The organism is Klebsiella sp. RHBSTW-00215 (assembly GCF_014103785.1).
GTDB lineage: Bacteria > Pseudomonadota > Gammaproteobacteria > Enterobacterales > Enterobacteriaceae > Klebsiella.
Genome location: NZ_JABXQS010000001.1, coordinates 2,890,410 through 2,915,971, shown reverse-complemented (window position 1 = coordinate 2,915,971; position 25,562 = coordinate 2,890,410). Strand labels below are relative to the sequence as shown.

23 protein-coding genes are annotated in these 25,562 nt (G+C 55.1%); 7 read left to right on the top strand and 16 right to left on the bottom strand.

Features of this window, described 5'->3' with window-relative positions; genetic code table 11:
- Nucleotides 1-10 precede the first annotated feature (10 nt).
- The 3 genes from HV127_RS13810 to HV127_RS13800 all read right to left on the bottom strand — a co-directional run bounded on the left by HV127_RS13810 (nucleotide 11) and on the right by HV127_RS13800 (nucleotide 3,276).
- Nucleotides 11-1,879 carry an amidohydrolase gene (locus HV127_RS13810; protein WP_182236689.1) on the bottom strand — a complete coding sequence of 623 codons (1,869 nt, stop codon included), beginning with the start codon at nucleotides 1,877-1,879 and terminating at the stop codon, nucleotides 11-13.
- Nucleotides 1,880-1,903: 24 nt separating this feature from the next.
- Nucleotides 1,904-2,449, bottom strand: coding sequence for an antibiotic biosynthesis monooxygenase (locus tag HV127_RS13805; protein ID WP_182236687.1), 546 nt, complete (start codon nucleotides 2,447-2,449; stop codon nucleotides 1,904-1,906).
- 185 nt (nucleotides 2,450-2,634) lie between these two features.
- Entirely contained in the window at nucleotides 2,635-3,276 is a 642-nt protein-coding gene (locus HV127_RS13800; RefSeq protein WP_112214107.1) for a hydrolase, read from the bottom strand.
- Nucleotides 3,277-3,691: 415 nt separating this feature from the next.
- Between HV127_RS13800 and HV127_RS13795 the strand changes: the two genes are divergently transcribed.
- Nucleotides 3,692-4,594, top strand: coding sequence for a LysR family transcriptional regulator (locus tag HV127_RS13795; RefSeq protein WP_182236685.1), 903 nt, complete (start codon nucleotides 3,692-3,694; stop codon nucleotides 4,592-4,594).
- On the opposite strand, the gene malZ is transcribed toward HV127_RS13795, so the two are convergent.
- The 5 genes from malZ to phoB all read right to left on the bottom strand — a co-directional run bounded on the left by malZ (nucleotide 4,591) and on the right by phoB (nucleotide 11,920).
- On the bottom strand, nucleotides 4,591-6,408 hold the full coding sequence (gene malZ / locus HV127_RS13790) for a maltodextrin glucosidase (RefSeq protein ID WP_182236683.1): 1,818 nt from the start codon (nucleotides 6,406-6,408) through the stop codon (nucleotides 4,591-4,593). The genes HV127_RS13795 and malZ overlap by 4 nt on opposite strands.
- Before the next feature lie 152 nt (nucleotides 6,409-6,560).
- Nucleotides 6,561-7,931 carry a proline-specific permease ProY gene (gene proY / locus HV127_RS13785; protein ID WP_182236681.1) on the bottom strand — a complete coding sequence of 457 codons (1,371 nt, stop codon included), beginning with the start codon at nucleotides 7,929-7,931 and terminating at the stop codon, nucleotides 6,561-6,563.
- A gap of 250 nt (nucleotides 7,932-8,181) precedes the next feature.
- Nucleotides 8,182-9,501, bottom strand: coding sequence for a branched-chain amino acid transporter carrier protein BrnQ (gene brnQ, locus HV127_RS13780; protein ID WP_182236679.1), 1,320 nt, complete (start codon nucleotides 9,499-9,501; stop codon nucleotides 8,182-8,184).
- 412 nt (nucleotides 9,502-9,913) lie between these two features.
- On the bottom strand, nucleotides 9,914-11,209 hold the full coding sequence (gene phoR / locus HV127_RS13775) for a phosphate regulon sensor histidine kinase PhoR (protein ID WP_182236677.1): 1,296 nt from the start codon (nucleotides 11,207-11,209) through the stop codon (nucleotides 9,914-9,916).
- 21 nt (nucleotides 11,210-11,230) lie between these two features.
- Nucleotides 11,231-11,920: a phosphate response regulator transcription factor PhoB gene (phoB, locus tag HV127_RS13770; RefSeq protein WP_181483373.1), complete on the bottom strand. Its 690-nt coding sequence runs from the start codon at nucleotides 11,918-11,920 to the stop codon at nucleotides 11,231-11,233.
- 184 nt (nucleotides 11,921-12,104) lie between these two features.
- Between phoB and sbcD the strand changes: the two genes are divergently transcribed.
- From sbcD to HV127_RS13755, 3 genes are all read left to right on the top strand, one after another.
- A complete protein-coding gene (gene sbcD / locus HV127_RS13765; protein WP_182236675.1) occupies nucleotides 12,105-13,307 on the top strand; it encodes an exonuclease subunit SbcD in 1,203 nt (400 codons plus the stop codon).
- Nucleotides 13,304-16,438, top strand: a complete 3,135-nt coding sequence (gene sbcC, locus HV127_RS13760; protein ID WP_182236672.1) for an exonuclease subunit SbcC — start codon at nucleotides 13,304-13,306, stop codon at nucleotides 16,436-16,438. The genes sbcD and sbcC overlap by 4 nt, the downstream gene beginning before the upstream one ends.
- 269 nt (nucleotides 16,439-16,707) lie before the next feature.
- Nucleotides 16,708-17,070 (top strand): NUDIX hydrolase, encoded by a 363-nt coding sequence (locus HV127_RS13755; protein WP_182236670.1) that lies wholly within the window; start codon nucleotides 16,708-16,710, stop codon nucleotides 17,068-17,070.
- Nucleotides 17,071-17,118: 48 nt separating this feature from the next.
- Here HV127_RS13755 and mak read toward each other — a convergent pair whose 3' ends face one another.
- Complete coding sequence (gene mak / locus HV127_RS13750; RefSeq protein WP_182236668.1) at nucleotides 17,119-18,024, bottom strand: fructokinase; 906 nt, start codon at nucleotides 18,022-18,024, stop codon at nucleotides 17,119-17,121.
- Between the two features lie 91 nt (nucleotides 18,025-18,115).
- On the opposite strand from mak, the gene rdgC reads away from it, so the two are divergent.
- The gene (gene rdgC / locus HV127_RS13745; RefSeq protein WP_110273804.1) at nucleotides 18,116-19,027 is read left to right on the top strand and encodes a recombination-associated protein RdgC; all 912 of its coding nucleotides are present in this window, start codon (nucleotides 18,116-18,118) and stop codon (nucleotides 19,025-19,027) included.
- 42 nt (nucleotides 19,028-19,069) lie between these two features.
- On the opposite strand, the gene ppnP is transcribed toward rdgC, so the two are convergent.
- The 4 genes from ppnP to aroL form a co-directional block, all read right to left on the bottom strand.
- Nucleotides 19,070-19,354 (bottom strand): pyrimidine/purine nucleoside phosphorylase, encoded by a 285-nt coding sequence (gene ppnP, locus HV127_RS13740; protein ID WP_004099395.1) that lies wholly within the window; start codon nucleotides 19,352-19,354, stop codon nucleotides 19,070-19,072.
- An 87-nt stretch (nucleotides 19,355-19,441) separates the two neighbouring features.
- Entirely contained in the window at nucleotides 19,442-20,122 is a 681-nt protein-coding gene (locus HV127_RS13735; protein ID WP_182236666.1) for an AroM family protein, read from the bottom strand.
- Nucleotides 20,123-20,377: 255 nt separating this feature from the next.
- Nucleotides 20,378-20,569, bottom strand: a complete 192-nt coding sequence (locus tag HV127_RS13730; protein ID WP_110273805.1) for a YaiA family protein — start codon at nucleotides 20,567-20,569, stop codon at nucleotides 20,378-20,380.
- 71 nt (nucleotides 20,570-20,640) lie between these two features.
- The gene (aroL, locus tag HV127_RS13725; RefSeq protein ID WP_182236664.1) at nucleotides 20,641-21,168 is read right to left on the bottom strand and encodes a shikimate kinase AroL; all 528 of its coding nucleotides are present in this window, start codon (nucleotides 21,166-21,168) and stop codon (nucleotides 20,641-20,643) included.
- Between the two features lie 335 nt (nucleotides 21,169-21,503).
- On the opposite strand from aroL, the gene HV127_RS13720 reads away from it, so the two are divergent.
- Complete coding sequence (locus HV127_RS13720; protein ID WP_182236661.1) at nucleotides 21,504-22,202, top strand: DUF2076 domain-containing protein; 699 nt, start codon at nucleotides 21,504-21,506, stop codon at nucleotides 22,200-22,202.
- On the opposite strand, the gene HV127_RS13715 is transcribed toward HV127_RS13720, so the two are convergent.
- Nucleotides 22,199-22,657, bottom strand: a complete 459-nt coding sequence (locus tag HV127_RS13715; RefSeq protein WP_110273808.1) for a YaiI/YqxD family protein — start codon at nucleotides 22,655-22,657, stop codon at nucleotides 22,199-22,201. The genes HV127_RS13720 and HV127_RS13715 overlap by 4 nt on opposite strands.
- Nucleotides 22,658-22,816: 159 nt before the next feature.
- Here HV127_RS13715 and proC point away from each other — a divergent pair, with 159 nt between their 5' ends.
- Entirely contained in the window at nucleotides 22,817-23,626 is an 810-nt protein-coding gene (proC, locus tag HV127_RS13710; protein ID WP_112214092.1) for a pyrroline-5-carboxylate reductase, read from the top strand.
- Between the two features lie 46 nt (nucleotides 23,627-23,672).
- On the opposite strand, the gene psiF is transcribed toward proC, so the two are convergent.
- Both psiF and phoA read right to left on the bottom strand, forming a co-directional pair.
- Nucleotides 23,673-23,993 (bottom strand): phosphate starvation-inducible protein PsiF, encoded by a 321-nt coding sequence (psiF, locus tag HV127_RS13705; RefSeq protein ID WP_110273810.1) that lies wholly within the window; start codon nucleotides 23,991-23,993, stop codon nucleotides 23,673-23,675.
- Between the two features lie 91 nt (nucleotides 23,994-24,084).
- A complete protein-coding gene (phoA, locus tag HV127_RS13700) occupies nucleotides 24,085-25,515 on the bottom strand; it encodes an alkaline phosphatase (RefSeq protein ID WP_182236659.1) in 1,431 nt (476 codons plus the stop codon).
- Between the last annotated feature and the right edge of the window lie 47 nt (nucleotides 25,516-25,562).

Sequence of the window (25,562 nt, the reverse complement as noted above, 5' to 3'; positions counted from 1 at the left end):
TAATCGTGAACTAAAACGCAAAGCAAGAGCAGCCCAGCACGCCCCAGAATGCCTGCTCATCAGCAACCGGAATAGACGATTTGCGCGCAATATCATGCTGATGCCCATGAACTCCACAGCTGCCGCAGCACTGGTGCATCTGGACTATCGCGCCAATTTTCGACGCCGTCGGCGGCGCTGAACGGTAATGTCCCGGCACCTTCACTACCGGCGACCACTCAGGCAGCACGGGGATTGACGGTGGAGCCAGCGGCGAGAAGTGCCCGGCGGCGTAAACCACCTTACCGTCAACCACCGTCAGGACCGACTCAATTCCCTTAATTTCCTCTTCCGCGACGCTGAAGTAGTCTTTGGACAGCACCACCAGGTCAGCAAGCTGGCCCTGTTCAATTCGCCCTTTCTTACCCTGTTCGCTGGAGAACCACGCGCTTCCCGCGGCCCACAATTCCAGCGCCACGTCGCGCGGCAGGCGGTTGCTTTCGTCGTACATCGCCATCCCGCCAACCGTCCGCCCAGAAACCAGCCAGTACAGCGCGGTCCACGGGTTGTAGCTCGCCACGCGGGTGGCATCTGTGCCCAATCCTACCGGCACGTCCAGCTCAAGCATCTTCGCTACCGGCGGGGTATGTTTGACCGCATCTTTGCCGTAGCGGTCGACAAAATATTCGCCCTGGAAAGCCATCCGGTGCTGCACCGCAATACCGCCACCCAGCGCTTTCACGCGTTCGATATTGCGCTCGGTAATGGTTTCCGCGTGATCAAAGAACCAGTGCAGGCCGTTGAACGGAATATCGCGGTTGACCTTCTCGAAGACGTCGAGCATCCGGCTGATAGACTCATCATAGGTCGCGTGCAGGCGGAACGGCCAGCGGTGTTCGACAAGATGGCGCACCACCCTTTCCAGCTCGTCTTCCATCCCTTGCGGCAGATCCGGGCGCGGCTGGAGGAAGTCTTCAAAATCCGCCGCCGAGAAGACCAGCATCTCCCCGGCACCGTTAGCACGGTAAAAATCAGTCCCCTGCCCCGGCTTGAGCATGTCGGTCCAGCGCTCAAAGTCTTCCAGCTCCTGCTTTGGTCGCTGGGTAAACAGGTTATAGGCGATACGCACGGTCATCTGCTCTTTGGCGTGTAACTGCTCAATAATTTCATAATCTTCCGGGTAGTTCTGAAAACCGCCTCCGGCGTCGATAGCGCTGGTCAGCCCAAGGCGATTCAGTTCGCGCATAAACTGACGCGTTGAGTTGATCTGCAGCTCCAGCGGCAGCTTCGGCCCTTTCGCCAGCGTCGAATAGAGGATCATCGCATTGGGTTTGGCGATCAGCATCCCGGTCGGGTTACCCTTAGCGTCGCGAACGATCTCGCCGCCAGCAGGATCCGGGGTCTCTTTGGTATAGCCCACCGCCTTTAATGCTGCGCGGTTAAGCAGCGCGCGATCGTAGAGATGCAGAACGAATACCGGGGTATCCGGCGCGGCGTCGTTCAGCTCTTCGAGGGTTGGCATCCGCCGTTCGGCAAACTGGAATTCGCTCCAGCCCCCCACCACCCGCACCCACTGCGGCGACGGCGTACGGTCGGCCTGATCTTTAAGCATCCGCAGCGCGTCCGCCAGCGAAGGCACGCCCTCCCAGCGCAGTTCAAGATTGTAGTTCAGACCGCCGCGGATCAGGTGCAGGTGGGAGTCGTTAAGGCCGGGGATCACCGTATGGCCTTTGAGATCGATAATTTGCGTTCCTTCCGCGGCAAAGCTCATGATCCGATCGTGATTACCGGCGGCGAGAATTTTACCGTTGGCGATCGCCACCGCATCGGCAAGCGGGTTTTGGCGATCGAGAGTATGAACCCGACCGTGGGTCAGGATCAGTGTGGCAGTTTGCGACATAACGCTCTCCTTGAGGAGGCTGACTCAGTTTTTCTTTAACCAGCCAGCAAACAGACGGGTCACGATGGGCATCCAGAACCAGACCACCAGCGCGACCACACAGGCATCATTGATCAAATGCAGTAACAGACTTCCCTTCAGCGAGGGCAATAGCATTCCGGTTACCGTGGGCACCAGATTGGTACTGGGGAAAATCACCAGCAGGGTGATTAAAAATTGCTTCCAGCGCAGCGGCTGGCGCACGTTGGCAGTCGGTGGCGTAAACCAAAAGGCCGGTTCGGTGCGAACTTCGGTCCGGTCGCCTTCGCTCAGCAGTGGTGCGATTTCCGCCACCAGCTCGCGACGCGTTTCTGACTGCGTCCAGGCGTAAAGATGCTCAATGGTGTCAAAGCGAATGATAACGCTCCATAAATTCTGCCCGGCGGCCGGGCGAATCACGTTGGCGCCAAGATGTCCGGGAAACTCCGCCGCAATCGGCATAATTTTACCCAGCCACTCTTCATAACGTTGGCCATGTTCGGGGTCGAGTACATGACTGATAACCAGGGTCACCGATTTCTGCTGCGCCATTAAGAGTTCCTTGCTTCAGGGTAATGACGGGATTTACCCCGCCATCAGCCATAAATGACAATACACAAAATCATTCATGCTGCATCGAGGCGACAGGGTTGTACGTCCCCGGGAGCTGACATAAGTCAGTGACCGGGGCGGGCAAACGAAGCCAACAAAGAGGCAGCTTGAAGGATGAAGTGTATTTAAGCTTGACGCTCCGGCGCGCCATGCACCATGGTATACGCGTAATCCACGCCCATTCCGTAAGCGCCGCTGTGCTCACGCACCAGGTCCATCACTGCGTCATAGGTCTCTTTGCGTGACCAGTCGCGCTGATACTCAAGCAGCACCTGCTGCCAGGTCACCGGCACCGCACCGGCCTGAACCATACGATCAATTGAGCGTTCGTGGGCATCAACCGAGGTGCCGCCGGACGTATCGGTCACCACATAAACTTCATATCCTTCATCCAGCGCCATCAGCGCCGGAAAGGTCAGGCACACTTCGGTCCACAAAGCGGAGATAATCAATTTTTTACGCCCGGTCGCTTTTACCGCCGCCACAAAAGCCGCATCTTCCCAGGAGTTCATCGACGTGCGTTCAATGGGTTTCACATCAGGATGTACCGCCAGCAGTTCTGGCCAGATATAGCCGCTGAAGCTTTTAGTTTCTACTGAAGTATAAATCACCGGAACATTAAAAATTTTCCCAGCTTTGGCTAGAGCCACCGTATTATTTTTCAGCGTCTGGCGATCAATATTAGCCACGCCAAAAGACATTTGCGGCTGGTGGTCAATAAAAATGAGGGCAGAGTTAGAGGGATCGATCAGTTCACGAATAGACATAACATATCCTGTTAATCAATGAGTTAAAAAGATACTACAGTAGCCGTTGTGCTGTCTGGATCCTGACTGATAAAGCATGGTGAGTATAGTCAGTAATTTCTAACGAGTTATTAAAGTTTTTTTTCTAATTTATTTCTGAAGAAAAAGTTATGGCTATTAAATTATCTATCACAATATTAATGAATTTATGTTTATACCCGTCATACTTCAAGCTGCTTATGTGTTGGCTGCGCTCGCTCACCCCGGTCACATAGTCATCTATGCTCCCGGGGACTCACTCCCTTGCCGCCTTTAAGCAACTCGAATTATTTTGGGTATATCAAAATTTTACGCTTAACTGTTCTAAATTATTCACTGGAATTGAATATCAGCCTTCGGTAAAACATAGAGACTATTTTTTGTTGGAATTTGACTCATGCGTTTAAACCTTGATGTCCTGCTGATTCTCGACGCGCTGGACAGACATGGCTCTTTTGCCACCGCCGCCGAGTCACTCTTTAAGACCCCCGCCGCGCTGAGCTACATGATCCAAAAACTGGAGAACGATCTGAACATTACCTTGTTGGATCGCTCCGGACATCGGGCTAAATTTACCGATACTGGCAGAATGATGCTGGAGAAGGGGCGATTGTTGCTGAATGCTGCCAAAGATCTGGAAAAGCAGGCGGTTCAGCTCAGCGCCGGTTGGGAGCGGGATCTGGCCATCGCGTTGGATGACTCTTTCCCTTTTAATGCGCTGTTACCGCTGATCGACGAGTTCTACTCGCTGCATCCGCAAACCCGGCTTAACTTTACCCATCATACTCTCGCCGGTTCATGGGAAGAACTCACCCACAACGGAGCGGATATTATTCTCGGGGCGATTAATGAACCGCCAACGTCTGCCGAATGGTCGTGGAAAATGCTCGGCACAATGGACAATATTTTCGTCGTTGCGCCGGAGCATCCACTGGCGCAAACCACCCAACCGCTGACCAACAAACAGCTGAGCCTGCATCGCGCGGTGGTGATCAGCGACAGCGCACGCAACTGCCATCCACTTAACAGCAATCTGCTTGATGAACAGCCGCAAATTCGCGTCGATAGCTTCGCCAGCAAAGTGGAATTGTTACGCGCCGGGCTGGGCTGCGGCTTTTTACCGCGCCATATCGCCCGTCAGTGGCTGGAAAGCGGCGAGCTGGTGGAAAAGCCTGTCACGTCGTTTCGTGAGAAAGATATTACCTATATGGCCTGGCGTAGCGGGAATGACGGGCTGGCCCAGCGCTGGTGGCGTGAAGCCATTCTCCAGGACGAAAGACTGAGCCAGCTCTATCATTAACGGCTAAACCACACGTTGGCCGAGATAGCGGGTAGCGTCAGCACACCGTCGTGCAGCGCCCCGGCTCCCTCTTTCAACTGCCAGCTGTTAACATCAAGCAGCGGTGAATCCTCAATAACAACCTCGCAGGCTTCGCCGCGGTTAATCGCCACCAGCACCCGCTGCTGCTTATAGACACGCACGAACACTACCACGTTCTCTTCGGCATAAATCACCTGGCAGCCGCCGTAGCGCAGCGCCTGATTAGCCTTACGCAGCTTGCTCATACGCTTATACAAGCCGAGCAGACAGCCATCCTGCAATGCCGGATCCCACGGGAACGGCTTACGGCAGAACGGATCGTTATTGCCATCCACGCCGACTTCATCACCGTAATAAATGCACGGTACGCCTGGCCAGCTGAACAGCCATACCACCGCCAGCGGCAGACGCGCCACATCCTTGCCCAAAAGTGACTTAAAGCGGGCGGTATCGTGACTATCGAGCTGATTGAACATCCGCAACTGCTGCTGATGCGATAGCCCGGCACGATAGTTATCCATCCACGCCATGCAGGTTTGCGCATCGATTTTCTGCGGATCGTAGGAAATATCGGTATTAGCAAGAAAGCCCCACAACGGGAAGGTAAAACCGCGGTAGTTCATCGCCGAATCTTCAACGTCGGCCTGTAGCCACTGTCGCGCATCGCCGAAATGCTCACCAAACACAAAGGACTCCGGTTGCTCTTGCTTCGCCGCATGGGTGATGCCGGCAATATGGCGCAGGTTATTACGCGCCCCGCCGCCTTCGCCCAGCATATGCACCACGTCCAGCCGCCAGCCGTCCATGCTCCACGGCGCTTTCAGCCAGTGGCGCACCACACTATCTTCTCCGGCATAGATTTCATTGACCAGGGTCTCCGATCGATAATCCAGCCTCGGCAAGCTGGAATATCCCAGCCAATCATGGGCCACGCCCTCCGGAGAGAAGTTATACCAGTCGCGCCACGGCGAATCGGCATTATGGCAGGCACCACCGCTACCGCGCTGATGGCGATCAAACCAGGCGTGCGAATCACCGCTGTGGTTGAATACGCCATCAAGGATCAGACGCATTCCCTCTTTTTGCGTATTGTGGCGCAGGCGCAGCAGCGCCGCATCGCCGCCAAACTGCGGGTCAACGCGCCGGTAATCTTCGGTGTCGTATTTATGCACGCTGGGGGCAACAAAGACCGGGTTCAAATACAGAGCCGTGACGCCAAGCTGCTTCAGGTACGGCAGCTTTTCGCTGATACCATCCAGATCGCCGCCATAAAAGGTGGAGCCGCCCGCCTCGCCGGTGAGCGGTTCATCCCACTCTTTACGCACGATGTCGTGACCGGCTGCGTGATGATAGTAAACCTTGTCCTGTTCAGCCTCGCGCGACTGGCTGCGGGCAAAACGGTCGGGGAAAATCTGGTAAAACACCTGGTCGGCCACCCACTGCGGTCCGCTGTCCGGAACATCGACGGCAAACTGCTCCAGCCGCGCTGGTGGGAATCGATTAAAACCCTGCGGCGTGAACCAAAGCTGACGGTCGGCCCACAGCAGCTTGAAGCTATAGCGCCGACGCGGCTGCCCGTTGACGAGGTTGATTTCCCCGCGCCACGCTACCACGCCTGGATGCGGCTCCTGCCGCAGACGGTGCATCGGCAGCGAAAGCTCTTCGTTGTCCTCCTCCGCACGCAACGTCACCCGCGGCGGCAGATCGTCGCCGCTTAGCCATAATGTAATAAACAGTCGTTCCTGCTGTTCCTTAATAAACGGAGCAACCGGGAGGTGCCATGCCTTCAACATCGTTATTCCTCTCTTTGCAGAATGGGCACACCTTGCCACAGCGTACAGGCGTATGACTCATCATCGGCAGAATTATTGGGGGAGGATGGCGGGGGTGGAGGGATCTCTTGCCGGATAGCCTGAGCGTATCCGGCAAGGAGAGAACAAAATGGCTACGCCTTCGCCAGCTTACGGTCGCGACGAGTTTTAAACTGCCAGCCCACCAGCAGCAGGATAATCCACGCAAAACCGACGTACAGCGAGATGCGGGTATCCGGATGATAACCAATCAGACCAATAATAAAGACGAGGAATATCAGCCCAATAACCGTCGTCGTTACCCCGCCCGGCACCTTAAACTTCAGCGCCTGCGCCTCTTGCGGCGGCAGACGGCGGCGGAAGGCAATCTGCGACAGTAGGATCATAATCCACACCCACACCGTGGCGAAGGTGGCCAACGAGGCAATCACCAGGAAGACGTTCTCTGGCATGATGTAGTTAAGATAGACCGCAAACAGCAGCGCAATGGTCATCACCATTACCGTCACCCACGGCACCCCACGGCGCGACGTTTTGGCGAACATTTTCGGCGCGCTGCCCTGCTCCGCCATACCGTGCAGCATCCGCCCCACGCCAAAGACGTCAGAGTTAATCGCCGACAGTGAAGCGGTCAGCACCACAAAGTTCAGGATGCTGGCGGCAAAGGTGATACCCAAATGCTGGAAGGTTAAGACAAACGGGCTACCGTTCGTTCCAACCTGATTCCACGGGTAGATAGACATAATCACGAACAGCGTGCCGACGTAAAACACCAGGATACGCATCGGGACCGAGTTAATGGCCCGAGGAATAGATTTCTCCGGGTCTTCCGCTTCACCGGCGGTAATACCGATGATTTCAATCCCGCCGTAGGCGAACATCACCATCTGCAACGACATCACCATCCCCAGCCAGCCGTTGCTGAAGAAACCGCCGTTGCTCCATAGATTATGGATGCCGGTCGGCTGGCCGCCGTTACCAATACCCCAGATAATGATGCCGAAACCGGCCAGAATCATGATGATAATAGTGGCGACTTTGAAGAAGGAGAACCAGAACTCCAGCTCGCCGAAGACCTTCACGCTCATCAGGTTGACGGCGCAGATGATCAACACCACGCTGAGCACCCAAATCCAGTGCGGCACCGCCGGGAACCAGACGCCCATATAGATGCCGAAGGCTGTTACATCGGCGATGGCGACGATCAGGATTTCAAAACAGTAGGTCCAGCCAGTGATGTAACCCGCCAGCGGACCAAGGTAGTCCTGCGCGTAGCGTGAGAACGAGCTGGCGGCAGGGTTATGCACCGACATCTCGCCCAGCGCGCGCATGATAATATACGCCGCGACGCCGCCAATAATATAAGCCAGCAGGACGCTCGGCCCCGCCATTTTAATCGCGTCAGCCGAGCCATAGAAAAGCCCGGTACCGATTGCCGAACCAAGAGCCATAAAACGAATATGCCGGGTACTTAGCCCACGCTTAAGCTTGTTACTACTTTCCATCGTGTTCCATGCCGTTTGTCTCCCTCTGGCCTTTGCGGGGGCAAAGTTCAAAAGGAGCATATACCCTAAATAATTCGAGTTGCTTGAAGGCGGCAAGGGAGCGAATCCCCAGGAGCATAGATGACTATGTGACTGGGGGAGCGAGCGTAGCCAACGCACAAGCAACTTGAAGTATGACAGGTAGAACCAAAAAACAAAAAACCACGGGAAGTTAAACCCCGTGGTTAAGCACTTAAATTTTCGACGTCGTTTAGTGTGCGCCGGATGTCACCTGACGTCCTACGGCACGATCCCAAACAACCGCCAGAATCAGCATTACTGCGGTCGGCATCAGCCAGGCCAGCCCCTGTTCTGCCAGCGGCAGACGCGCGGTCCAGGATGGCATAAAGTCGGCAAACGGTGACGCTTTCACGCCATCAATAATACCAAACATCAGGCTGATAAACATGGCCGGGGCAATAACGCGGGACGAATTATGCCACCAACCGCGGGTAAAGCTTAATACAACCAGTGCGATACACGGCGGGTAGATTGCCGTCAGCACCGGAATTGAAATCTGAATCAGGTGGCTCAGCCCCAGATTGGAGACCGCCATCGAGAACAGGCCGAGGATAAACACCAGCGTGCGATAAGAGAACGGCAGGTACTGGGCGAAAAACTCCGCGCAGGCGCAGGTCAGGCCCACCGCCGTAACCAGACAGGCGATAAAGATCAGCGCCGCCAGCAGGAAACTTCCCGCGCCGCCGAAGGTATGCTGTACGTAAGCGTGCAGAATCGCCGCGCCGTTGGCGGATTGCTCGACCAGCGTGCCGCTATCGGAACCGAGGCGGAACAGCGCCAGATACAACAGCGTCAGGCCAACACCAGCCATCAGGCCAGCCCAGACGGTGTAGCGGGTCAACAGACGGGCTTCAGTCACGCCACGGGAACGCGCAGCGTTGACAATCACGATACCAAAGACCATCGCCCCGAGGGTATCCATGGTCAGGTAACCGTTAACGAAGCCGTTAGAAAACGGTGCAGTGCGATAGGCTTCCATCGCGTGACTCAGCGGGCCGGCTGGCCAGACAATCGCCGCAACGGAGAGAATAACCAGCGCAATGATTTTCAGCGGCGCGAGGAAATTCCCCACCGTATCCAGCAGTTTGCCCGGATAGAGCGAAACGAGGATCACCAGTGCAAAATAGATAACGCTGTAAATCAGCAGCGGCAGCGGGCCATCACCGGTCAGCGGGGCAATCCCCACTTCAAAGGAGACGGTGGCGGTACGCGGAGTAGCGAACAGCGGCCCCACAGCCAGATAGCAAACTACGGCCAGCAGGATACCGGCGACTTTACCAATCGGCGTGCTCAGGCTTTCTACGCCGCCGCCGACTTTCGCCAATGCCACGACCGTTAGCACCGGTAAACCCACGGCGGTAATCAGAAAGCCAATAGCCGCGGTCCAGACGTGTTCACCAGCCTGTAAGCCAACCATCGGAGGGAAGATAATATTGCCTGCGCCGACGAACAGCGCGAAGGTCATAAAGCCCAACGCAACGATGTCGCGAGATTTTAACTGATGGGTCATAAATTCATTACTGCCTGTGGATGTGGTGTTGTAAAAACGGATAAATACCGCGCCTTCCCTTAGGGGATGATACAGCGGCCATTGTCAGTAAACTCAGCGGGATATGCTCCCAAAGCGGCGTGGAAAAGAATTGTTTTTTGAATTACCACGCAAAAACAGTCTGTCTGCGACCGTAGGGGGGCAATTTAAACGCTTATAACGTTTTAAAGCAAGGAGGGATCGTAAAAGCAGATGATTATGCTAACTCTATTTTCATAGCCAGAATGATTGACCTGACTGATGGAAAACATGTGGCTTATCATGCGAACAAAAAAGCAGCAAACGTTCGTTAATTACGCAAAACGAAATTGACTGCAAATGAAAATGACCAGCCGAAGCTGGTCATTGGCAACTAATGCTGACAGGACAGGAACTAGGGCTCATTTTTGGCAATTAAACGTTCCGGCAGCAAGAAGCTAAAACGCGTCCCTTTGCCCAGCGTGCTTTCAATTTCAAGACGACTGTCGTGATGACTGATCGCGTGTTTAACAATCGCCAGCCCCAAACCGCTGCCGCCGGTTTGCCGCGATCGTGCCTTATCAACACGGTAGAAACGTTCGGTCAGGCGCGGAATATGCTCCGGAGAAATTCCCGGCCCGTTATCCTCGACGCTAAACAACGCGCCGTGAGATGCCCGCTTCCAGCTCACGGTGATTTCCGTTCCCGCCGGAGTATGATTGACCGCGTTATACACCAGGTTGGAAATCGCGCTACGCAGTTGTTCTTCATTCCCCAACACTTTCAGCGACTCATCGACGGAAAAATGCAGAACATGCTTCTGCTGACTCAGGGTTTGCGCCTCGCGCTCCACCACCCGCAGCATCATTGGCACATCGATTCTATCGTTCATCGCCAGTACCGGCGCGGCCTCTATTCGTGACAGCGTCAGCAGTTGTTTAACCAGGCCTTCCATACGCTGGGTTTGCTCGCGCATGGTGTGTAACGCTTTCTCGCGCGTGCCCCCTTCCAGTATCTGCTCCTGCATCATCTCCAGATACCCCTGCAACACCGTCAGCGGGGTTCGCAGCTCGTGGCTGACGTTGGCAAAGAAGTTACGCCGCGCTCCTTCGAGCTGATGCATCTGCGTAACATCACGCGCCACCATCAGCAGCTGTTTGTCGCTGTAGGGCATCACGCGAATTTCCAGATGCCTGGCATTATTCAACACCAGATTCAAAGGCTTCGAGAAATCACGATATTTCAGGTAGTTGGCAAATTCCGGGTAGCGCAGCAGGTTAAGGATGTTCTGTCCGTTATCGTCCGGCCAGCGCAGATTAAGCGTCTGCTGGGCCAGGCCATTACACCAGAACATCACGCCCTCTTCGGTAGTTAAAACCACCGCATCAGGGAGAGATTCTGCGCCGCTGCGAAAACGCTTTATGAGACTACCCAGCTCGCGGCGGCGCTTTTTATTACGCATCTGCATCTGATGCAGGCCGTACAACAGCGGTTCCCAACTGCCGCTGCCCGGCGGTGGCGTCATGCTGCGGTCAACCCACAGCCACCACGACAGACGCATAAGATTCCAGAAATGCCAAATAAGAAGACCCGTCACCGCCGCCAGCAAAAACCACGGCAGGTGACCAAAAATCGCCCCGAGGATCAGGGCCGGGATACAACACAAGAAAAGCTCAAGCGCCAGCCTTTTCCATGACAGCCGTTCCAGCACGGTTCACACTCCTGTCGAGATTCAGAAACGGGCGGAGAAACGATATCCCGTGCCGCGAACCGTTTGTACCATCCGGTCATGGCCGCTATGTTCCAGCGCTTTACGCAGGCGGCGAATATGTACATCCACCGTTCTGTCTTCTACATATACGTTAGTTCCCCAAACGTGGTTGAGCAGCTGTTCGCGGCTATAAACACGCTCCGGGTGGGTCATAAAGAAGTGTAATAATTTAAACTCGGTCGGCCCCATATCCAGCGGGTTTTCACCAGTCATGACGCGATGTGAAGAAGGGTCGAGGCTCAGCCCCTGCATTTCAATCACCTCTTCCACCGCCATCGGCGAAATGCGCCGCATCACGGCTTTAATTCGCGCCACCAGCTCTTTCGGAGAGAATGGCTTGGTGATGTAATCATCCGCGCCGGTTTCCAGGCCGCGAACGCGATCTTCCTCTTCACCACGGGCGGTCAACATCACCACCGGAATCTCGCGGGTCATCGCTTCGCGCTTGAGCTGTTTAATAAACTGTAAACCTGAACCACCCGGTAGCATCCAGTCGAGCAGGATCAAATCAGGCCAGGGTTCATTGAGTTGATTGACCGCGCTGTCAAAATCTTCCGCCTCGATGGGCTGAAAGCCGTTTTGCTCCAGAACAAAGCAGACCATTTCGCGGATTGGAGCTTCATCTTCAACGACCAGAATTCTTCTCGCCATTATTTACCCTGTATTTTTTAGCCATCAGTATAGAAGTGCGCGGCCATTATGCGTCAGATTTATGACAGATTTATGAAAAAAATGACGGGCAGATGAACAAGGGATTTTGAATTGTGACACGGACTTAACTCACTGAAGACCAGTGCTATAATGCCGCTTACGCTTTTTTCGCTACGGGACCACTATGCGCATCCTTCACACTTCTGACTGGCACCTTGGGCAAAATTTTTACAGCAAAAGCCGCGCCGCTGAGCATCAGGCGTTTCTCGACTGGCTGCTGACCAGCGCCCAGGAGCATGAAGTTGATGCCATTATTGTCGCGGGCGATATTTTTGATACCGGCTCCCCGCCGAGCTACGCGCGTGAGCTGTATAACCGGTTTGTCGTTCAGCTACAGCAGACCGGCTGCCAACTGGTGGTACTGGCGGGAAACCACGATTCGGTGGCGACCCTCAATGAATCGCGGGATATTCTCGCCTTCCTGAAAACCACGGTAGTCGCCAATGCCGGTCACGCTCCTTTTATTCTGCCCTTGCGTGATGGTTCAGCGGGGGCGATTTTTTGCCCTGTGCCGTTCCTGCGCCCGCGCGAGCTAGTGACCAGCCAGGCAGGTCACTCCAGCGGTGAAAAGCAGAAGCAGCTCCTCACCGCCATCAGCGACTACTACCAGCAGCAGTATCAGCAGGCCTGCGAACTGCGCGGCGACCAGCCGCTGCCGATTATCGCCAGCGGTCATTTGACCACTGTCGGCGCCAGCAAAAGCGACGCGGTTCGCGAAATCTATATCGGCACCCTCGATGCCTTTCCGGCAAGCCACTTTCCCCCTGCCGATTACATCGCGCTTGGCCATATTCACCGGGCGCAAGTGGTGGGAGGCTGCGAGCATATTCGCTACAGCGGATCGCCCATCCCGCTGAGCTTTGACGAAACCGGGAAAAACAAAAGCGTCAACCTGGTGACCTTCACCAACGGATGCCTAACAGACGTCACGCCGCTCATCGTCCCCATTACCCAGCCGCTGGCGGTATTAAAGGGTGATTTCGCCAGCATCAGCGAGCAGTTGAATCAGTGGCAAGATAATAGCCAGCAGCCCGCCGTCTGGCTGGATATTGAGATCACCAGCGACGAGTATTTGCATGATATTCAACGCAAAATTCAGGCACAGACCGAAACGCTACCGGTAGAAGTGCTGCTGGTGCGCCGCAGTCGCGCCCAGCGCGAGCGCATTCTGGCGGGCGAGCGCCGGGAAACGCTCAGCGAACTGCAGGTCGAAGATGTGTTTGCCCGTCGCCTGGCGCTGGAAACCCTGGAAGAGTCGCAGCAACTGCGCCTGGAGCAGCTGTTTAACGAGACGCTGCATAGCCTGAACGATGAGGATCGTCTGTGAAAATCCTGAGCTTACGTCTGAAAAACCTCAACTCGCTAAAAGGCGAATGGAAAATCGATTTCACCGCCGAGCCGTTCGCCAGCAACGGGCTGTTTGCCATTACCGGGCCGACCGGTGCCGGAAAAACCACCCTGCTCGACGCCATCTGTCTCGCGCTGTATCACGAAACCCCGCGTCTGAGCAGCGTGTCACAATCACAAAATGATCTGATGACCCGCGACACCGCCGAATGTCTGGCAGAAGTGGAGTTCGAGGTCAAAGGCATCGCCTACCGCGCCTTCTGGAGCCAGAACCGGGCGAGAAACCAGCCGGATGGTAATCTACAGGCCCCGCGCGTCGAGCTGGCGCGCTGCGACGACGGCAAAATCCTCGCCGATAAAGTTAAAGATAAGCTGGAAATGACCGCCACCCTCACCGGGCTGGATTATGGTCGCTTCACCCGCTCAATGCTGCTGTCGCAGGGGCAGTTCGCCGCCTTCCTCAACGCCAAACCCAAAGAGCGCGCCGAGCTGCTGGAAGAGCTAACCGGTACCGAAATTTACGGCCAGATTTCAGCACAGGTCTTTGAAAAGCATAAGCTTGCCCGCATTGAGCTGGAAAAACTTCAGGCCCAGGCTTCCGGCGTCCTGCTGCTGAGTGACGAGCAGCAGCAGGTTCTCCAGCAAAGTTTGCAAGTACTTACTGATGAAGAAAAACAGCAGGTTAGCGAGCAAACCTGCCTGCAAAACGCCCGCCAATGGCTGATGCGTCGTGAAGAGCTGACGGCAGAAAATCTGAAGGCCCAGGCCATGCTGCGCGAGGCGCAGTCTGCGCTCGAACAGGCGCAGCCGCAGCTGACCGCACTGCGCAATGCGCAGCCCGCCGAACACTTGCGCCCGCATTGGACGCGCCAGCAGGAACAAGCTGCCGCGCTGGCGCAAACCCGCCACCAGAGAGAAGAAGTAAATACTCGCTTACATGAACGGCTACGGCTGCGGGCAGGCATTCGCCTCGCCGCCCAGCAGCAGTCCGAACGCCTGCGCGCCCACCAGCACACGCTATCCGCATGGCTAAAAGAGCACGACCGCTATCAGCAGTGGGGAAATGCGCTGGCGGGCTGGCGGGCAGCGTTTCAACAGCAGGCCCGCGATGCGCAGCAGCAATCCACCCTGCAACAGCGCCTGACGGAAACGACCCGCAGGCTGGCTGAACTCCCTTGTGCCACGCTAACGCTGGATGCCGAACAAGTGGCCCTCGAGTTGACGCAGCACACAAAGGCCCGGCCTCTGCGTCAGCAGCTTTCTTCTCTCTATAGCCAGCTACAACCGCTCAGCCAACGGTTATTACAGCTAAATGCCACCGAACAGGCCAGCAAACAGGAACAGGAAAAGCTGGAAGCGACTCTGGCCCAGCGCAGACAGGCCTATAAAGAGAAGAACCAGCAGTTCAGCGATGTGAAAGCCCTATGTGAAATGGAGGCGCGGATTGCCGGACTTGAGGCCGATCGTGCCCGTCTCCAGCCCGGCTCGCCGTGCCCGCTCTGCGGTTCCGAACAGCATCCGGCTATCGCCGAGTATCAGGCGCTGGTTCCCGGCGTAAACCAAGCGCGTCGTGATGCGCTAGAGCGTGAAGTTAAACAGTTAGCAGAGGCCGGGGCACAGCTTCGCGGCGAGCTGGATGCGCTGCTTAAACAGCAGCAAAGAGAGACCGCCGAGAAAGCATCCCTTCTCCAACAGGAGCAAGCGCTCACATCACAATGGCAGGAGACGATCACCGGATTAAATATCGACCTGAAGCCAAAGGATGATATTCCCGGCTGGCTGGATGCGCAGCAAGAGCATGAACAGCGGCTATATCAACACCAACAACGCTTGAACTGGCAGGCCCAGCAGCAGGAGTGCCAGCAGCAGCTGCAACAGCTTCAGCAAGAACAAGAGCAGCGCAGCGTCGCACTGGCGGCTGAGCTGAGCGCGTTTGCTCTGAGCTTACCCGCCCCGGACCAGGCTACGAACTGGTTAGCGCTGCGGGAAGAAGAGACCCGCAGCTGGCAAAACAAACAGAACGAAGCCACTGCTCTTCAGGAGCAGCTCCAGCAGTTGACGCCGCTACTGGAAGCGCTACCGGAAACCGAGCAACAGGCCGAGCCCGCGCCGCTGGAAGGCTGGCGTCAGGTGCACGACGACTGCCTGGCGCTTCAGAGCCAGTGGCAAACGCTGGGGCAGCAGGAAAATCAGCAGCAAACTCAGCTAACTGAGACCGAAAAACAGTTCAGCGCCGCGCTGGCCGCCAGTCCGTTCGCCGACCAGCAGGCATTCCTTGCCGCACTGCTGGATGAAGAGACGCGCCAGCGCCTCGAACGGTTGAAGCAGACGCTGGAGAGCACGCTACAGCAGAATCAGGCGCTGGCGCTACGGGCCCGCGAAACGCTGGATAGCCACAGTCAGCAACCGCCAGCAGAAACGGACATCAGCCAGCCGCTTGAGCAAGTACAGGAAAAACTTCAGCAACTGGCGTCGCTACTGCGCGAGAACAGTGCCCGTCAGGGCGAGATTCGCCAACAGCTGAAGCAGAATAGCGAAAACCAGCAGCGTCAGCAGGCGCTGCGTCAGGAGATGGAACGCGCGGCTCAGGAAGTGGAGGACTGGGCGTGGCTGAACTCGCTTATCGGCTCCAAAGAGGGCGATAAATTCCGTAAATTCGCCCAGGGGCTGACGCTGGATAATCTGGTGTGGCTGGCCAACCATCAGCTCAACCGCCTGCATGGTCGCTATCTGTTGCAACGTAAAGCCAGTGAGGCGCTGGAGCTGGAAGTGGTCGATACCTGGCAGGCGGACGCGGTGCGCGACACGCGGACCCTTTCCGGTGGCGAGAGCTTCCTCGTTAGCCTCGCGCTGGCGCTGGCGCTGTCCGACCTGGTGAGCCACAAAACGCGGATTGATTCGCTATTTCTTGATGAGGGATTCGGTACTCTGGATAGCGAAACCCTTGATACCGCGCTGGATGCGCTGGATGCGCTTAACGCCAGCGGCAAGGTCATCGGCGTGATTAGCCACGTCGAGGCGATGAAAGAGCGCATCCCGGTACAAATTAAAGTTAAAAAAATCAACGGGCTGGGCTATAGCCGCCTGGATAAAACCTTCGCCGTCGAGTAGTTCTCCCCCATCAATATCCTCATAAAAGGCCCCTTCCTTCGGGGAGAGGCCGCATTTTGCCGTTCGGCGCATTACATACAACCATTCCATTCACGATTAATCTTGATACTGCACGAACTTGCATGATAGTTTATCTTAAAACTCAATTATGACTGTTAATCATGCATTCCGTGCAAATTCATGCATAAACAGTTTTGACTGACGGAAAGTGCCACAGGAAAGGAAACCTTCAACAGCACTCCCTTTCACGCATCAAGAAGGTCTTAAACATGAAAAGCTCTCTTATTTTGATCGCCGGCCCGGTACGCAGCGGCACCAATAATCGTCCGGAATTAATCGACGCTAACCTGAACAACATGGCGCAGGTTGCGCTAAGCGTTTACCAAAAAGGTCATATCCCCGTGGTCGGCGAATGGTTAGCTTTACCTGTTGCCAAAGCGGCAGGTTCAAAGGAGATTGGCGATGCGATTAGCGAGGAGTATCTCTATCCCGTCGCGCACCGTTTGATTAGCCGTTGTAACGCTATTTTGCGGATGCCGGGCGAATCCAAAGGGGCAGATCTGGATATTCAGGAAGGAGAAAAACTGGGGCTTACGATTTACTATGCTCTGGAAGAGATCCCGGACCTGTAAGCAACCAACATCCGTTGCGCAGCACCGACCGCGCAACGGGCTCATTATTTACAGCGGCCACAACCAGGCCGCGCCGCGCACGCCGCTGGAATCACCGTGCATCGCCTGGCGAATCGGCGTCTCGCACTCGCCACCGAAGACCCAGAGTTTCAGCAGATTCGGTAGCGTTTGATACAACCGCTCGATATTGCTCATCCCCCCGCCCAGCACAATGACGTCCGGGTCGAGAATATTCACCACGTGAGCCAACGACTTCGCCAGCCGCATTTCATAGCGGCTCAGCGCCAGTTCAGCCAGCGGATCATGCTCATCGACGCGCAGCATAATCTCGCGGCCTTTCAGCGGATTACCGCTCAGCCGCTGATAATCGGTAGCAAAACCGGTGCCGGAAATAAAGGTTTCGATACAGCCCTGCTTGCCGCAGTAGCACGGCACTTGCGCGCGATAGCGCAATTCGTCTTCATCCATCCACGGCAGCGGATTGTGCCCCCACTCGCCAGCCGTACCGTTACCACCAATATGGGCACGCCCATTTAGCGCCACGCCGGAACCGCAGCCGGTACCGATAATCACCGCAAATACCGTTTGCGCTCCGGCCGCCGCGCCGTCTACGGCTTCCGATACCGCCAGGCAGTTGGCATCATTTGCCAGACGCACTTCGCGATTCAGGCGCTGACTGAGATCTTTATCAAACGGCTGGCCGTTGAGCCAGGTCGAGTTGGCATTTTTGACCACGCCGGTATAGGGCGAAATCGAGCCGGGGATCCCCATACCAACCGTGCCGCGCTGCCCCGTAGCCCGCTCAGCCATCTCTACCAGCGAGGCAATTGTCTCTATCGTCTGATGATAATCATCCCTTGGCGTAGGCAGGCGATGGCGAAATAGTTGCTCTCCCCGGTCGCTCAACGCGATAACTTCCGTTTTGGTCCCGCCTAAATCAATCCCAATGCGCACTGTAAATTCCTCTCCCCGATTAACAATGCAAGCATAGCGACAATTCGCTATCATGCCCGCTGGATTTAACGACAAAGCCGTGGAAATTATCATGCTGTGGTTCAAAAATTTAATGGTTTATCGTCTCAGCCGCGACATTTCCTTACGTGCCGAGGAGATGGAAAAACAGCTGGCCGAGCTGACATTTACCCCGTGTGGCAGCCAGGATATGGCCAAAACTGGTTGGGTTTCGCCGATGGGATCGCACAGCGATGCGCTGACGCATACGGCAAATGGCCAGATAGTTATCTGCGCACGTAAAGAAGAAAAGATCCTGCCGTCGCCGGTGATCAAACAGGCGCTGGAAGCGAAGATCTTTAAGCTGGAAGCCGAGCAGGGCCGCAAGCTAAAGAAAACCGAGAAAGACTCACTGAAAGACGAAGTGCTGCACTCTCTGCTGCCGCGCGCTTTCAGCCGTTTCAGCCAGACCATGATGTGGATCGATACTGTCAACGGGTTGATCATGGTGGACTGCGCCAGCGCCAAAAAAGCGGAAGATACGCTGGCGCTGCTGCGTAAAACCCTGGGCTCACTGCCGGTCGTCCCGCTGGCGCTGGAAAACCCGATCGAGCTGACGCTCACCGAGTGGGTTCGTTCCGGTACCGTGGCTCAGGGCTTCCAGTTGCTGGATGAAGCCGAGCTGAAAGCAATGCTGGAAGATGGTGGCGTGATCCGCGCGAAGAAACAGGATCTGGTCAGCGACGAAATTGCCGTGCACATTGAAGCCGGTAAAGTAGTCACCAAGCTGGCTCTCGACTGGCAGCAGCGTATTCAGTTCCTGATGTGCGATGATGGTTCGATTAAACGCCTGAAGTTCTGTGATGAGTTGCGCGATCAGAATGAAGATATCGACCGGGAAGATTTCGCTCAGCGCTTTGATGCGGACTTTATTCTGATGACCGGCGAACTGGCCGCACTCATTCAGAATCTGGTGGAAGGATTAGGCGGCGAAGCGCAGCGTTAATCTCACTCATTCCTTCCTGCCTGAGCAGGAAGGATATTTGTCTTACAGATAGCGGCACAGATAGGAAGTTGGTTCAGCCACCTGCAGATTAAACTCGCTATTCCCCGGAACGTTGAATACTTCACCGGCGGCATACACTTTCCACTCGGTCTCACCCGGCAGAAGCACGTTCAGCGCACCGCTAACCACGGTCATCTCTTCGGGCTGCGCGGTGCCAAAGGTATATTCCCCTTCCGCCATCACGCCCACGCTCGCACGACCGGTACTGCTGCTGGTGAAGCCAATAGATTTTACTTTTCCGTCAAAGTATTCATTGCTTTGAAGCATAAACTCGCCCTTATGATCTGGTGTTGAAGGCACAATATAGGGGGCGCTCCTTGCCCCTGTCACGTAAAATTAACGCGTTACATCAGGTTAAACTAATAGTTCTGCCGCCAGTCGGGAAACCAGCACATTTGACAACAGAACCGGAATATCCAGCGCTTTTTGTAACACGTCACGATGCTGCTGGTGGTAGCACAGACAATCCAGCATCAGTACATCAGCCCCTTGCGCTATCAACTCCCTGGCCGCGGCCAGTAAATCATCTTTGCTACCGCTAACAGGATTGGAGATGGCATACAGCGGTGTATTTTCTAACACCTGCCATTTCTCCTGCTGTAGCGGCAAAATCTCTTCAACCGGAACAATCACCCCAACCTGGTGACCGTCAACAATGGATGCCACCAGCGGCGGGATGATCCTTTGCGGTTCGAGCAGGATCGCATTATTCGCCGCAAAGCCGCGAAAAGGATGGGTACTCATCAGTAAAATAAGATCGTAATTTTGTTTGTCGAGCATCGCGATAGCACTACGCAAATCCCGCTCTACCTTTTGCCGAGAGACCTGCGCAATTTGATTATCGCTCAGCAAGGTCAGTAACGCCTCTTCGCCGGATTCCACGGCATACTCCTGCATAACCTCTTCACGCGCCATTTTGCCAAGCAGGCTAATGTGGGTGATTTGATCTTCCCTGATATGCTCGGTTAAAAGCGGCAACATCTCCGCCACCGGTACTACCCCAATGGTCAAAATAGCCATCGATGCACTACTCATATCATGTACCTTTTCAGTACCGCTGTTTAAAAACAGGCTTCTATTAACAACATCTGCCCCATGGTGACTAAAAATCAACCGTCGAGAAGCGTAGCAGGTTAACGCCGCTATGGAATGTAAAGATTCCAGAAGCGTTAGAAACGCTCCTGAAAATCCGTAACTTAGGTAATCATTAGTACTGTTAATAGATTAAAAATGTGATAGATGCCCGGTAACGGTTCTTTTCAGAGTGAGTCCCGGACATTAATAGGGAAATTATGATTTGTCAGGATCTTCGTAGCGCTGTTTTGCATCTCGCGCTTCTTGTTCTGAGGGATGTTCGCTGATAAGCGAATTGGGCGTGGGATGATCAGCGCGTAGTTCATACCATGTCACCGATTGACCTTCCGGCCCTTTTTCAACAGCAACGATACGCGCTTCTCTTGGATATGGAGGTCTGGTCGGCATAACGCTTCCTTTTTCTACTTTAAGAATTTTAAAGTATAGGCGCTGCCGATCCGTTTACCGTAAGCAAAATCTTAACTGCTGTAGGTCGCCCCGCAAACCGTCGCCATAATCTGCTCAACCACTTCATCCGGCGATACGGTGGCATTAATAATATGATGCGCGGCAGCACGATACAGCGCTTCTCTCTGCGCCAACACCTCACCCACTTCATCGCGAATGGGTTTCCCGGTCAGCGTCGGACGCTGCTCAGCTTTCGGATAGGCTTCGAGGCGGTCAATCAGCGCAGAAACCGAGGCTTCCAGATAAATCACTACGCCGTTCTCGCGCATAAACTGACGATTGTATTCACTAAGAATAATGCCGCCACCGGTGGCGATAATCGTCGCCGGCTGCGCGACTCTTTCCAGAGCCTGAGTTTCCAGCGCGCGAAAACGTTCCCAGCCTTCCTGCTCGACGATAGCCGCGACCGTGCGCTGCTCATGTTCCTGCAGCTCATGGTCCGTGTCAGCGAACTGGAAACTGCGAACTTGCGCCAGCGCGTGACCGATGGTTGTTTTACCGCAGCCGCGAGGCCCGACAAGAAAAATTAGCTGTGCCATTACCGAAGACCCCTTGGTTCCGCGTTTTGCGGATATAAAGAAAGCGAAAAGAGAAACAATGGTACCGCAAACTCACTCAATGACATCCGTAAAATAAACGTTACACACCATCTACAAACCCTTTCACCTTAGTATTTGAAAGGACTTTACATGTAAACTTATCATTGCATTTGGTGTTATGCCAGCTTTACTTTCCCGCAAAAGTTATTTTTTGTTCGCAGTCTGGCGTAAACAGTAACACATTTCTGCATAGCTTTACGCGGCAACATATTTACAACATGGGTCGTTCAGAGAGACTCTGACGCTCATTAATTAGTATGACTGAGGAATGTATTATGCAATCTGAAGAGCAACGCCTTATTGATGGACTGTTTTCCCGGCTGAAAGAGGCCGAGACCCGCAGCGCATCCCGCGATGCCAGCGCTGAAGAGCGGATTGCCCAGCACGTCAGCGAGCAGCCTTCCGCCCCCTACTATATGGCGCAAACTATCCTGATTCAGGAGGCGGCTATCAAACAGCTCAACGATCGCATTCAGGCGCTGGAAAGTCAGGTGACGCAGCTTCAGGCGGCGAAACCAAGCAGCGGCGGATTTCTCTCTGGACTGTTTGGTGGCGGCCAGTCTCGCGGCTCCGACCCGATTCCTGGCGCAGAGCAATACGGCCGGCCGCAGGCTAACGCGCAGCCGCAGTACGCCCAGCAGGCGCAAAACTATGCTCCGCAGGCGGCAGCACGCAGCGGCGGGGGATTTATGGCAGGCGCGCTGCAAACGGCGGCAGGCGTTGCTGGCGGTGTGGTGCTCGGGAATATGCTGACGAATATGTTCAGCGGTTCGCACCCACAGGAGATCGTCAATATTATTGAAGACAAACCGCAGCCGGACCTTAGCCAGGCACAGGACACCAGCGCGGCAGACGATACCTTCCGCCAGGATGATGGACAGTTCCTTGCCGATAACAGTGCTTATAATTCCGATTTCGACGCCGGTTTTGGCGACGATAGCGATTTCGGCAGCGACGACGATAGCTGGGTTTAATTCTGCTGTCGTTTGACCTCTAACAGCCATTTCTCCAGCGCGGCGGCAAACTGTTGTCGGTCGCGCTGGGATAAACTATCCGGGCCGCCGGTCTGCACGCCGCTGGCCCGCATCGTTTCCATAAAGTCGCGCATCGTCAGACGCTCGCGAATAGTTGCCTCGCTATAACGCTCACCGCGCGGATTCAGCGCCGCGCCGCCCTTTTCCAGAACTTCAGCTGCCAGCGGGATATCTGCCGTAATAACCAGATCTCCCGGCTCGCATAAGCGCACGATTTCGTTATCCGCTACGTCAAACCCCTGGGCCACGCGCAGGGTGCGGATGAAACGCGACGGTGGAACGCGCAGCGGCTGATTAGCCACCAGCGTCATTGAGATTTGCGCGCGCTCGGCGGCACGGAACAAAATATCTTTAATCACATTCGGACACGCGTCCGCATCAACCCAAATAGCCATTGCGGCTCCTGTCGACGAAAAAGAGAAACCGTATTGTTACCTGCTTTTGCCTTTCGTGAAAGCGACAAGTTGACGGCTCCCCGCCGTAAACGGCGAAGTCCCTGGAGGGCTATTTGATGATAAGCTAGAGAGCTAATGACAAAACAAAGGGGATTGGTGATGGAGAAGAAAATCGGCTTTATCGGTTGCGGCAATATGGGCAAGGCCATCCTGGGCGGCCTGATCGCCAGCGGACAGGTTCAGCCGGGGCAAATCTGGGTCTACACCCCGTCGCCGGACAAAGTCGCGGCCCTGCACGACCAGTACGGCATTAATGCAGCACAAAGCGCGCAGGAAGTCGCCCAGGTGGCGGATATCGTTTTCGGCGCCGTAAAGCCGGGAGTGATGGTCAAAGTGCTCAGCGACGTGGCCTCCAGCCTGAATAAAGACTCGCTGGTCGTTTCCATTGCCGCGGGCGTAACGCTCGACCAGCTGGCACGCGCGCTGGGCCATGACCGCAAAATAGTTCGCGCCATGCCCAACACGCCGTCTCTGGTCAATGCAGGCATGACCTCGGTCACTCCAAACGCGCTGGTCAGCCCCGAAGAAACAGCCGAAATCCTGACTATCTTCCGCTGTTTTGGCCAGGCAGAGCTGATCGCCGAGCAGATGATTCACCCGGTAGTTGGCGTCAGCGGCTCCGCCCCAGCCTACGTCTTTATGTTTATCGAAGCGATGGCCGATGCTGCGGTGCTCGGTGGAATGCCGCGCGCTCAGGCTTACAAATTTGCGGCACAGGCGGTGATGGGTTCCGCCAAAATGGTGCTCGAAAGTGGGGAGCATCCGGGTACGCTGAAGGATATGGTTTGCTCGCCTGGCGGCACCACAATCGAAGCCGTGCGCGTGCTGGAAGAGAAAGGCTTCCGCTCCGCCGTTATCGAAGCAATGGTCAAATGCATGGAGAAATCAGAAAAGCTAAGCCGCTCCTGATTTAAATGCCGAATTGCGGGTGAGGTTTCCCTCACCCGCTTATTTCTTACACCTGTTTTTTCAGGCAGGCGCTCATAAATTTGCTGCGATCGTCCCCTTTCAGAGACTGCTGGGTCGCCTGAGCGTTGCACTCACGCATTTTTTGCTGCTGAGGCGTTAGCCCCTTGCCGTCCTGCGTGGTGGCATCTTTCTTCAGGCAGTTACTCATAAACGTCTTACGCTCATCCCCTTTCAACGACTTCGATGATGCCTCTTTATTACAGACGCTCATCTTCTGCTGCTGTGGGGTCAACTCTTTTTCCGCGGCACTCACCGCTGTCATAAATACCAGGCCAAAAAGTAGGGTCACAAGTAATGTTATTTTCATCGCACCATCCTTCTATGAGTGGATCTCTGTAAGTCTGGTCGCTGATGGAGAAAAAACCAGCCGGTAACGAAAATTCGCTACCGGCGGCGAGCTATTTCAGATTTAGCGCGGCTTTCATGGTGTAGAACAGATCGGTCTGATCGGTTAAACCGACCACGTTAGCGGCGTGCGGGCCATAGGCGGCGATACGCAGCTGGGTGCCAGTATGCTCCATCGATTCTTCTTCAGAGTTGCCATAGCTCATCACCATCACCGAACCGTCTTTGGTGTTCAGCGCCTGTGTCAGGCCCGGAGCTTTGGTGTCTGCCGGAATAATCTGGCTGGAGTGTGCGTGGTCGGCGGTAACGATGACCAGGGTATTGCCATCTTTTTTGGCGAATTCCAGCGCCTTCTGCACCGCTTCGTCCAGATCGACGGTTTCACCAATCTGACCGCACGGATTCGCCGCGTGGTCCTGTTTATCGATAGACGCGCCTTCCACCTGCAGGAAGAAGCCTTTTTCATTGCTGCTCAGCAGGTCGATAGCTTTTTCCGTCATCTGCGCCAGCGTCGGCACCGAGGCATCACGTTTCGGGTTCGGAGTACAGGTCACCGCGGCTTTGTCGATATTGCCATGGTAAGAGGCTTTCGGCCCCTCCCAGCGTACCGGCATATTGCCCTGAGAGAAGAGCCCCAACAGCGGCTTGTCCTGGTTCGCCTGGTTGATGGCGCTCAAAGAGCTGGCATCGGTGACAATCTGGTAGCCACGAGCGATTGCCTGATCGTGCAGCGTTTTACCCTGCCACTCACCGGCAGTCGCGCTCTCAGCGAAGGTTTTCGCCCCGCCGCCCAGCGTCACGTCGGCGCGGGCATTCAGCAGTTGTTCGGTAATAGAACCTTTACCGCCCTTTTCCAGCGCGTTGCTGGCGCATTTTTCGCTGGTCACGATTGGGCCATAGCATTTACGCGAAGTGACGTGGGCCACCAGCGCTGCCGGGGTCGCATCCTGTAGCTCCGCCGTTGAGACGTTACCGGTCGCTAAGCCCGCCGCTTTTGCCAGCTCAAGGATGGTCTGATGATCTTTTTCATGGATATCCACACCCAGCGCGCCGTTGTAGCTTTTGACACCGGTGGTCCAGGCCGTTGCGGAAGCGGCGGAGTCGGTAACATAATCCGGCTTGCCGGTTTTCTTATCCAGAGAATAATGAGTGTACTGGCCGGTCAGCGGCAGCGCGTCAATACCTTTAAAGAAACCGCCCGCCCCTTCAGCATAATTTCGCGCGGCGGTAATTTCAGAATCACCCATCCCGTCGCCAATCAGCAAAATAATATTTTTGGCCGGCTTGTTGATTAACGAAGCACGCAGCGCCTCGGTCTGATCGCCGCTTAAACGACGCGCTCCGCCCGGCGTGGTGATATCGCCCTGAGCGGCACGATTTTCCAGAACCGGTGCGGGTGTCGTTTCAGCATGAATAATCGGGGAGCCCAGCAGAGGTATCAGGGCAATAAACAGGGCGCTTAATTTCACTTTTATCGTCTCCATGTAAAAAATACTTTAAAAAACAAAACGAGGGAGACTGTATAAAAGCG

Coding starts and splice junctions, on each gene's coding strand:
- HV127_RS13810 (WP_182236689.1), bottom strand. CDS start 1,879: ATGTCGCAAACTGCCACACTGATCCTGACCCACGGTCGGGTTCATACT.
- HV127_RS13805 (WP_182236687.1), bottom strand. CDS start 2,449: ATGGCGCAGCAGAAATCGGTGACCCTGGTTATCAGTCATGTACTCGAC.
- HV127_RS13800 (WP_112214107.1), bottom strand. CDS start 3,276: ATGTCTATTCGTGAACTGATCGATCCCTCTAACTCTGCCCTCATTTTT.
- HV127_RS13795 (WP_182236685.1), top strand. CDS start 3,692: ATGCGTTTAAACCTTGATGTCCTGCTGATTCTCGACGCGCTGGACAGA.
- malZ (WP_182236683.1), bottom strand. CDS start 6,408: ATGTTGAAGGCATGGCACCTCCCGGTTGCTCCGTTTATTAAGGAACAG.
- proY (WP_182236681.1), bottom strand. CDS start 7,931: ATGGAAAGTAGTAACAAGCTTAAGCGTGGGCTAAGTACCCGGCATATT.
- brnQ (WP_182236679.1), bottom strand. CDS start 9,501: ATGACCCATCAGTTAAAATCTCGCGACATCGTTGCGTTGGGCTTTATG.
- phoB (WP_181483373.1), bottom strand. CDS start 11,920: ATGGCGAGAAGAATTCTGGTCGTTGAAGATGAAGCTCCAATCCGCGAA.
- sbcD (WP_182236675.1), top strand. CDS start 12,105: ATGCGCATCCTTCACACTTCTGACTGGCACCTTGGGCAAAATTTTTAC.
- HV127_RS13755 (WP_182236670.1), top strand. CDS start 16,708: ATGAAAAGCTCTCTTATTTTGATCGCCGGCCCGGTACGCAGCGGCACC.
- rdgC (WP_110273804.1), top strand. CDS start 18,116: ATGCTGTGGTTCAAAAATTTAATGGTTTATCGTCTCAGCCGCGACATT.
- ppnP (WP_004099395.1), bottom strand. CDS start 19,354: ATGCTTCAAAGCAATGAATACTTTGACGGAAAAGTAAAATCTATTGGC.
- HV127_RS13735 (WP_182236666.1), bottom strand. CDS start 20,122: ATGAGTAGTGCATCGATGGCTATTTTGACCATTGGGGTAGTACCGGTG.
- HV127_RS13730 (WP_110273805.1), bottom strand. CDS start 20,569: ATGCCGACCAGACCTCCATATCCAAGAGAAGCGCGTATCGTTGCTGTT.
- aroL (WP_182236664.1), bottom strand. CDS start 21,168: ATGGCACAGCTAATTTTTCTTGTCGGGCCTCGCGGCTGCGGTAAAACA.
- HV127_RS13720 (WP_182236661.1), top strand. CDS start 21,504: ATGCAATCTGAAGAGCAACGCCTTATTGATGGACTGTTTTCCCGGCTG.
- HV127_RS13715 (WP_110273808.1), bottom strand. CDS start 22,657: ATGGCTATTTGGGTTGATGCGGACGCGTGTCCGAATGTGATTAAAGAT.
- proC (WP_112214092.1), top strand. CDS start 22,817: ATGGAGAAGAAAATCGGCTTTATCGGTTGCGGCAATATGGGCAAGGCC.
- psiF (WP_110273810.1), bottom strand. CDS start 23,993: ATGAAAATAACATTACTTGTGACCCTACTTTTTGGCCTGGTATTTATG.
- phoA (WP_182236659.1), bottom strand. CDS start 25,515: ATGGAGACGATAAAAGTGAAATTAAGCGCCCTGTTTATTGCCCTGATA.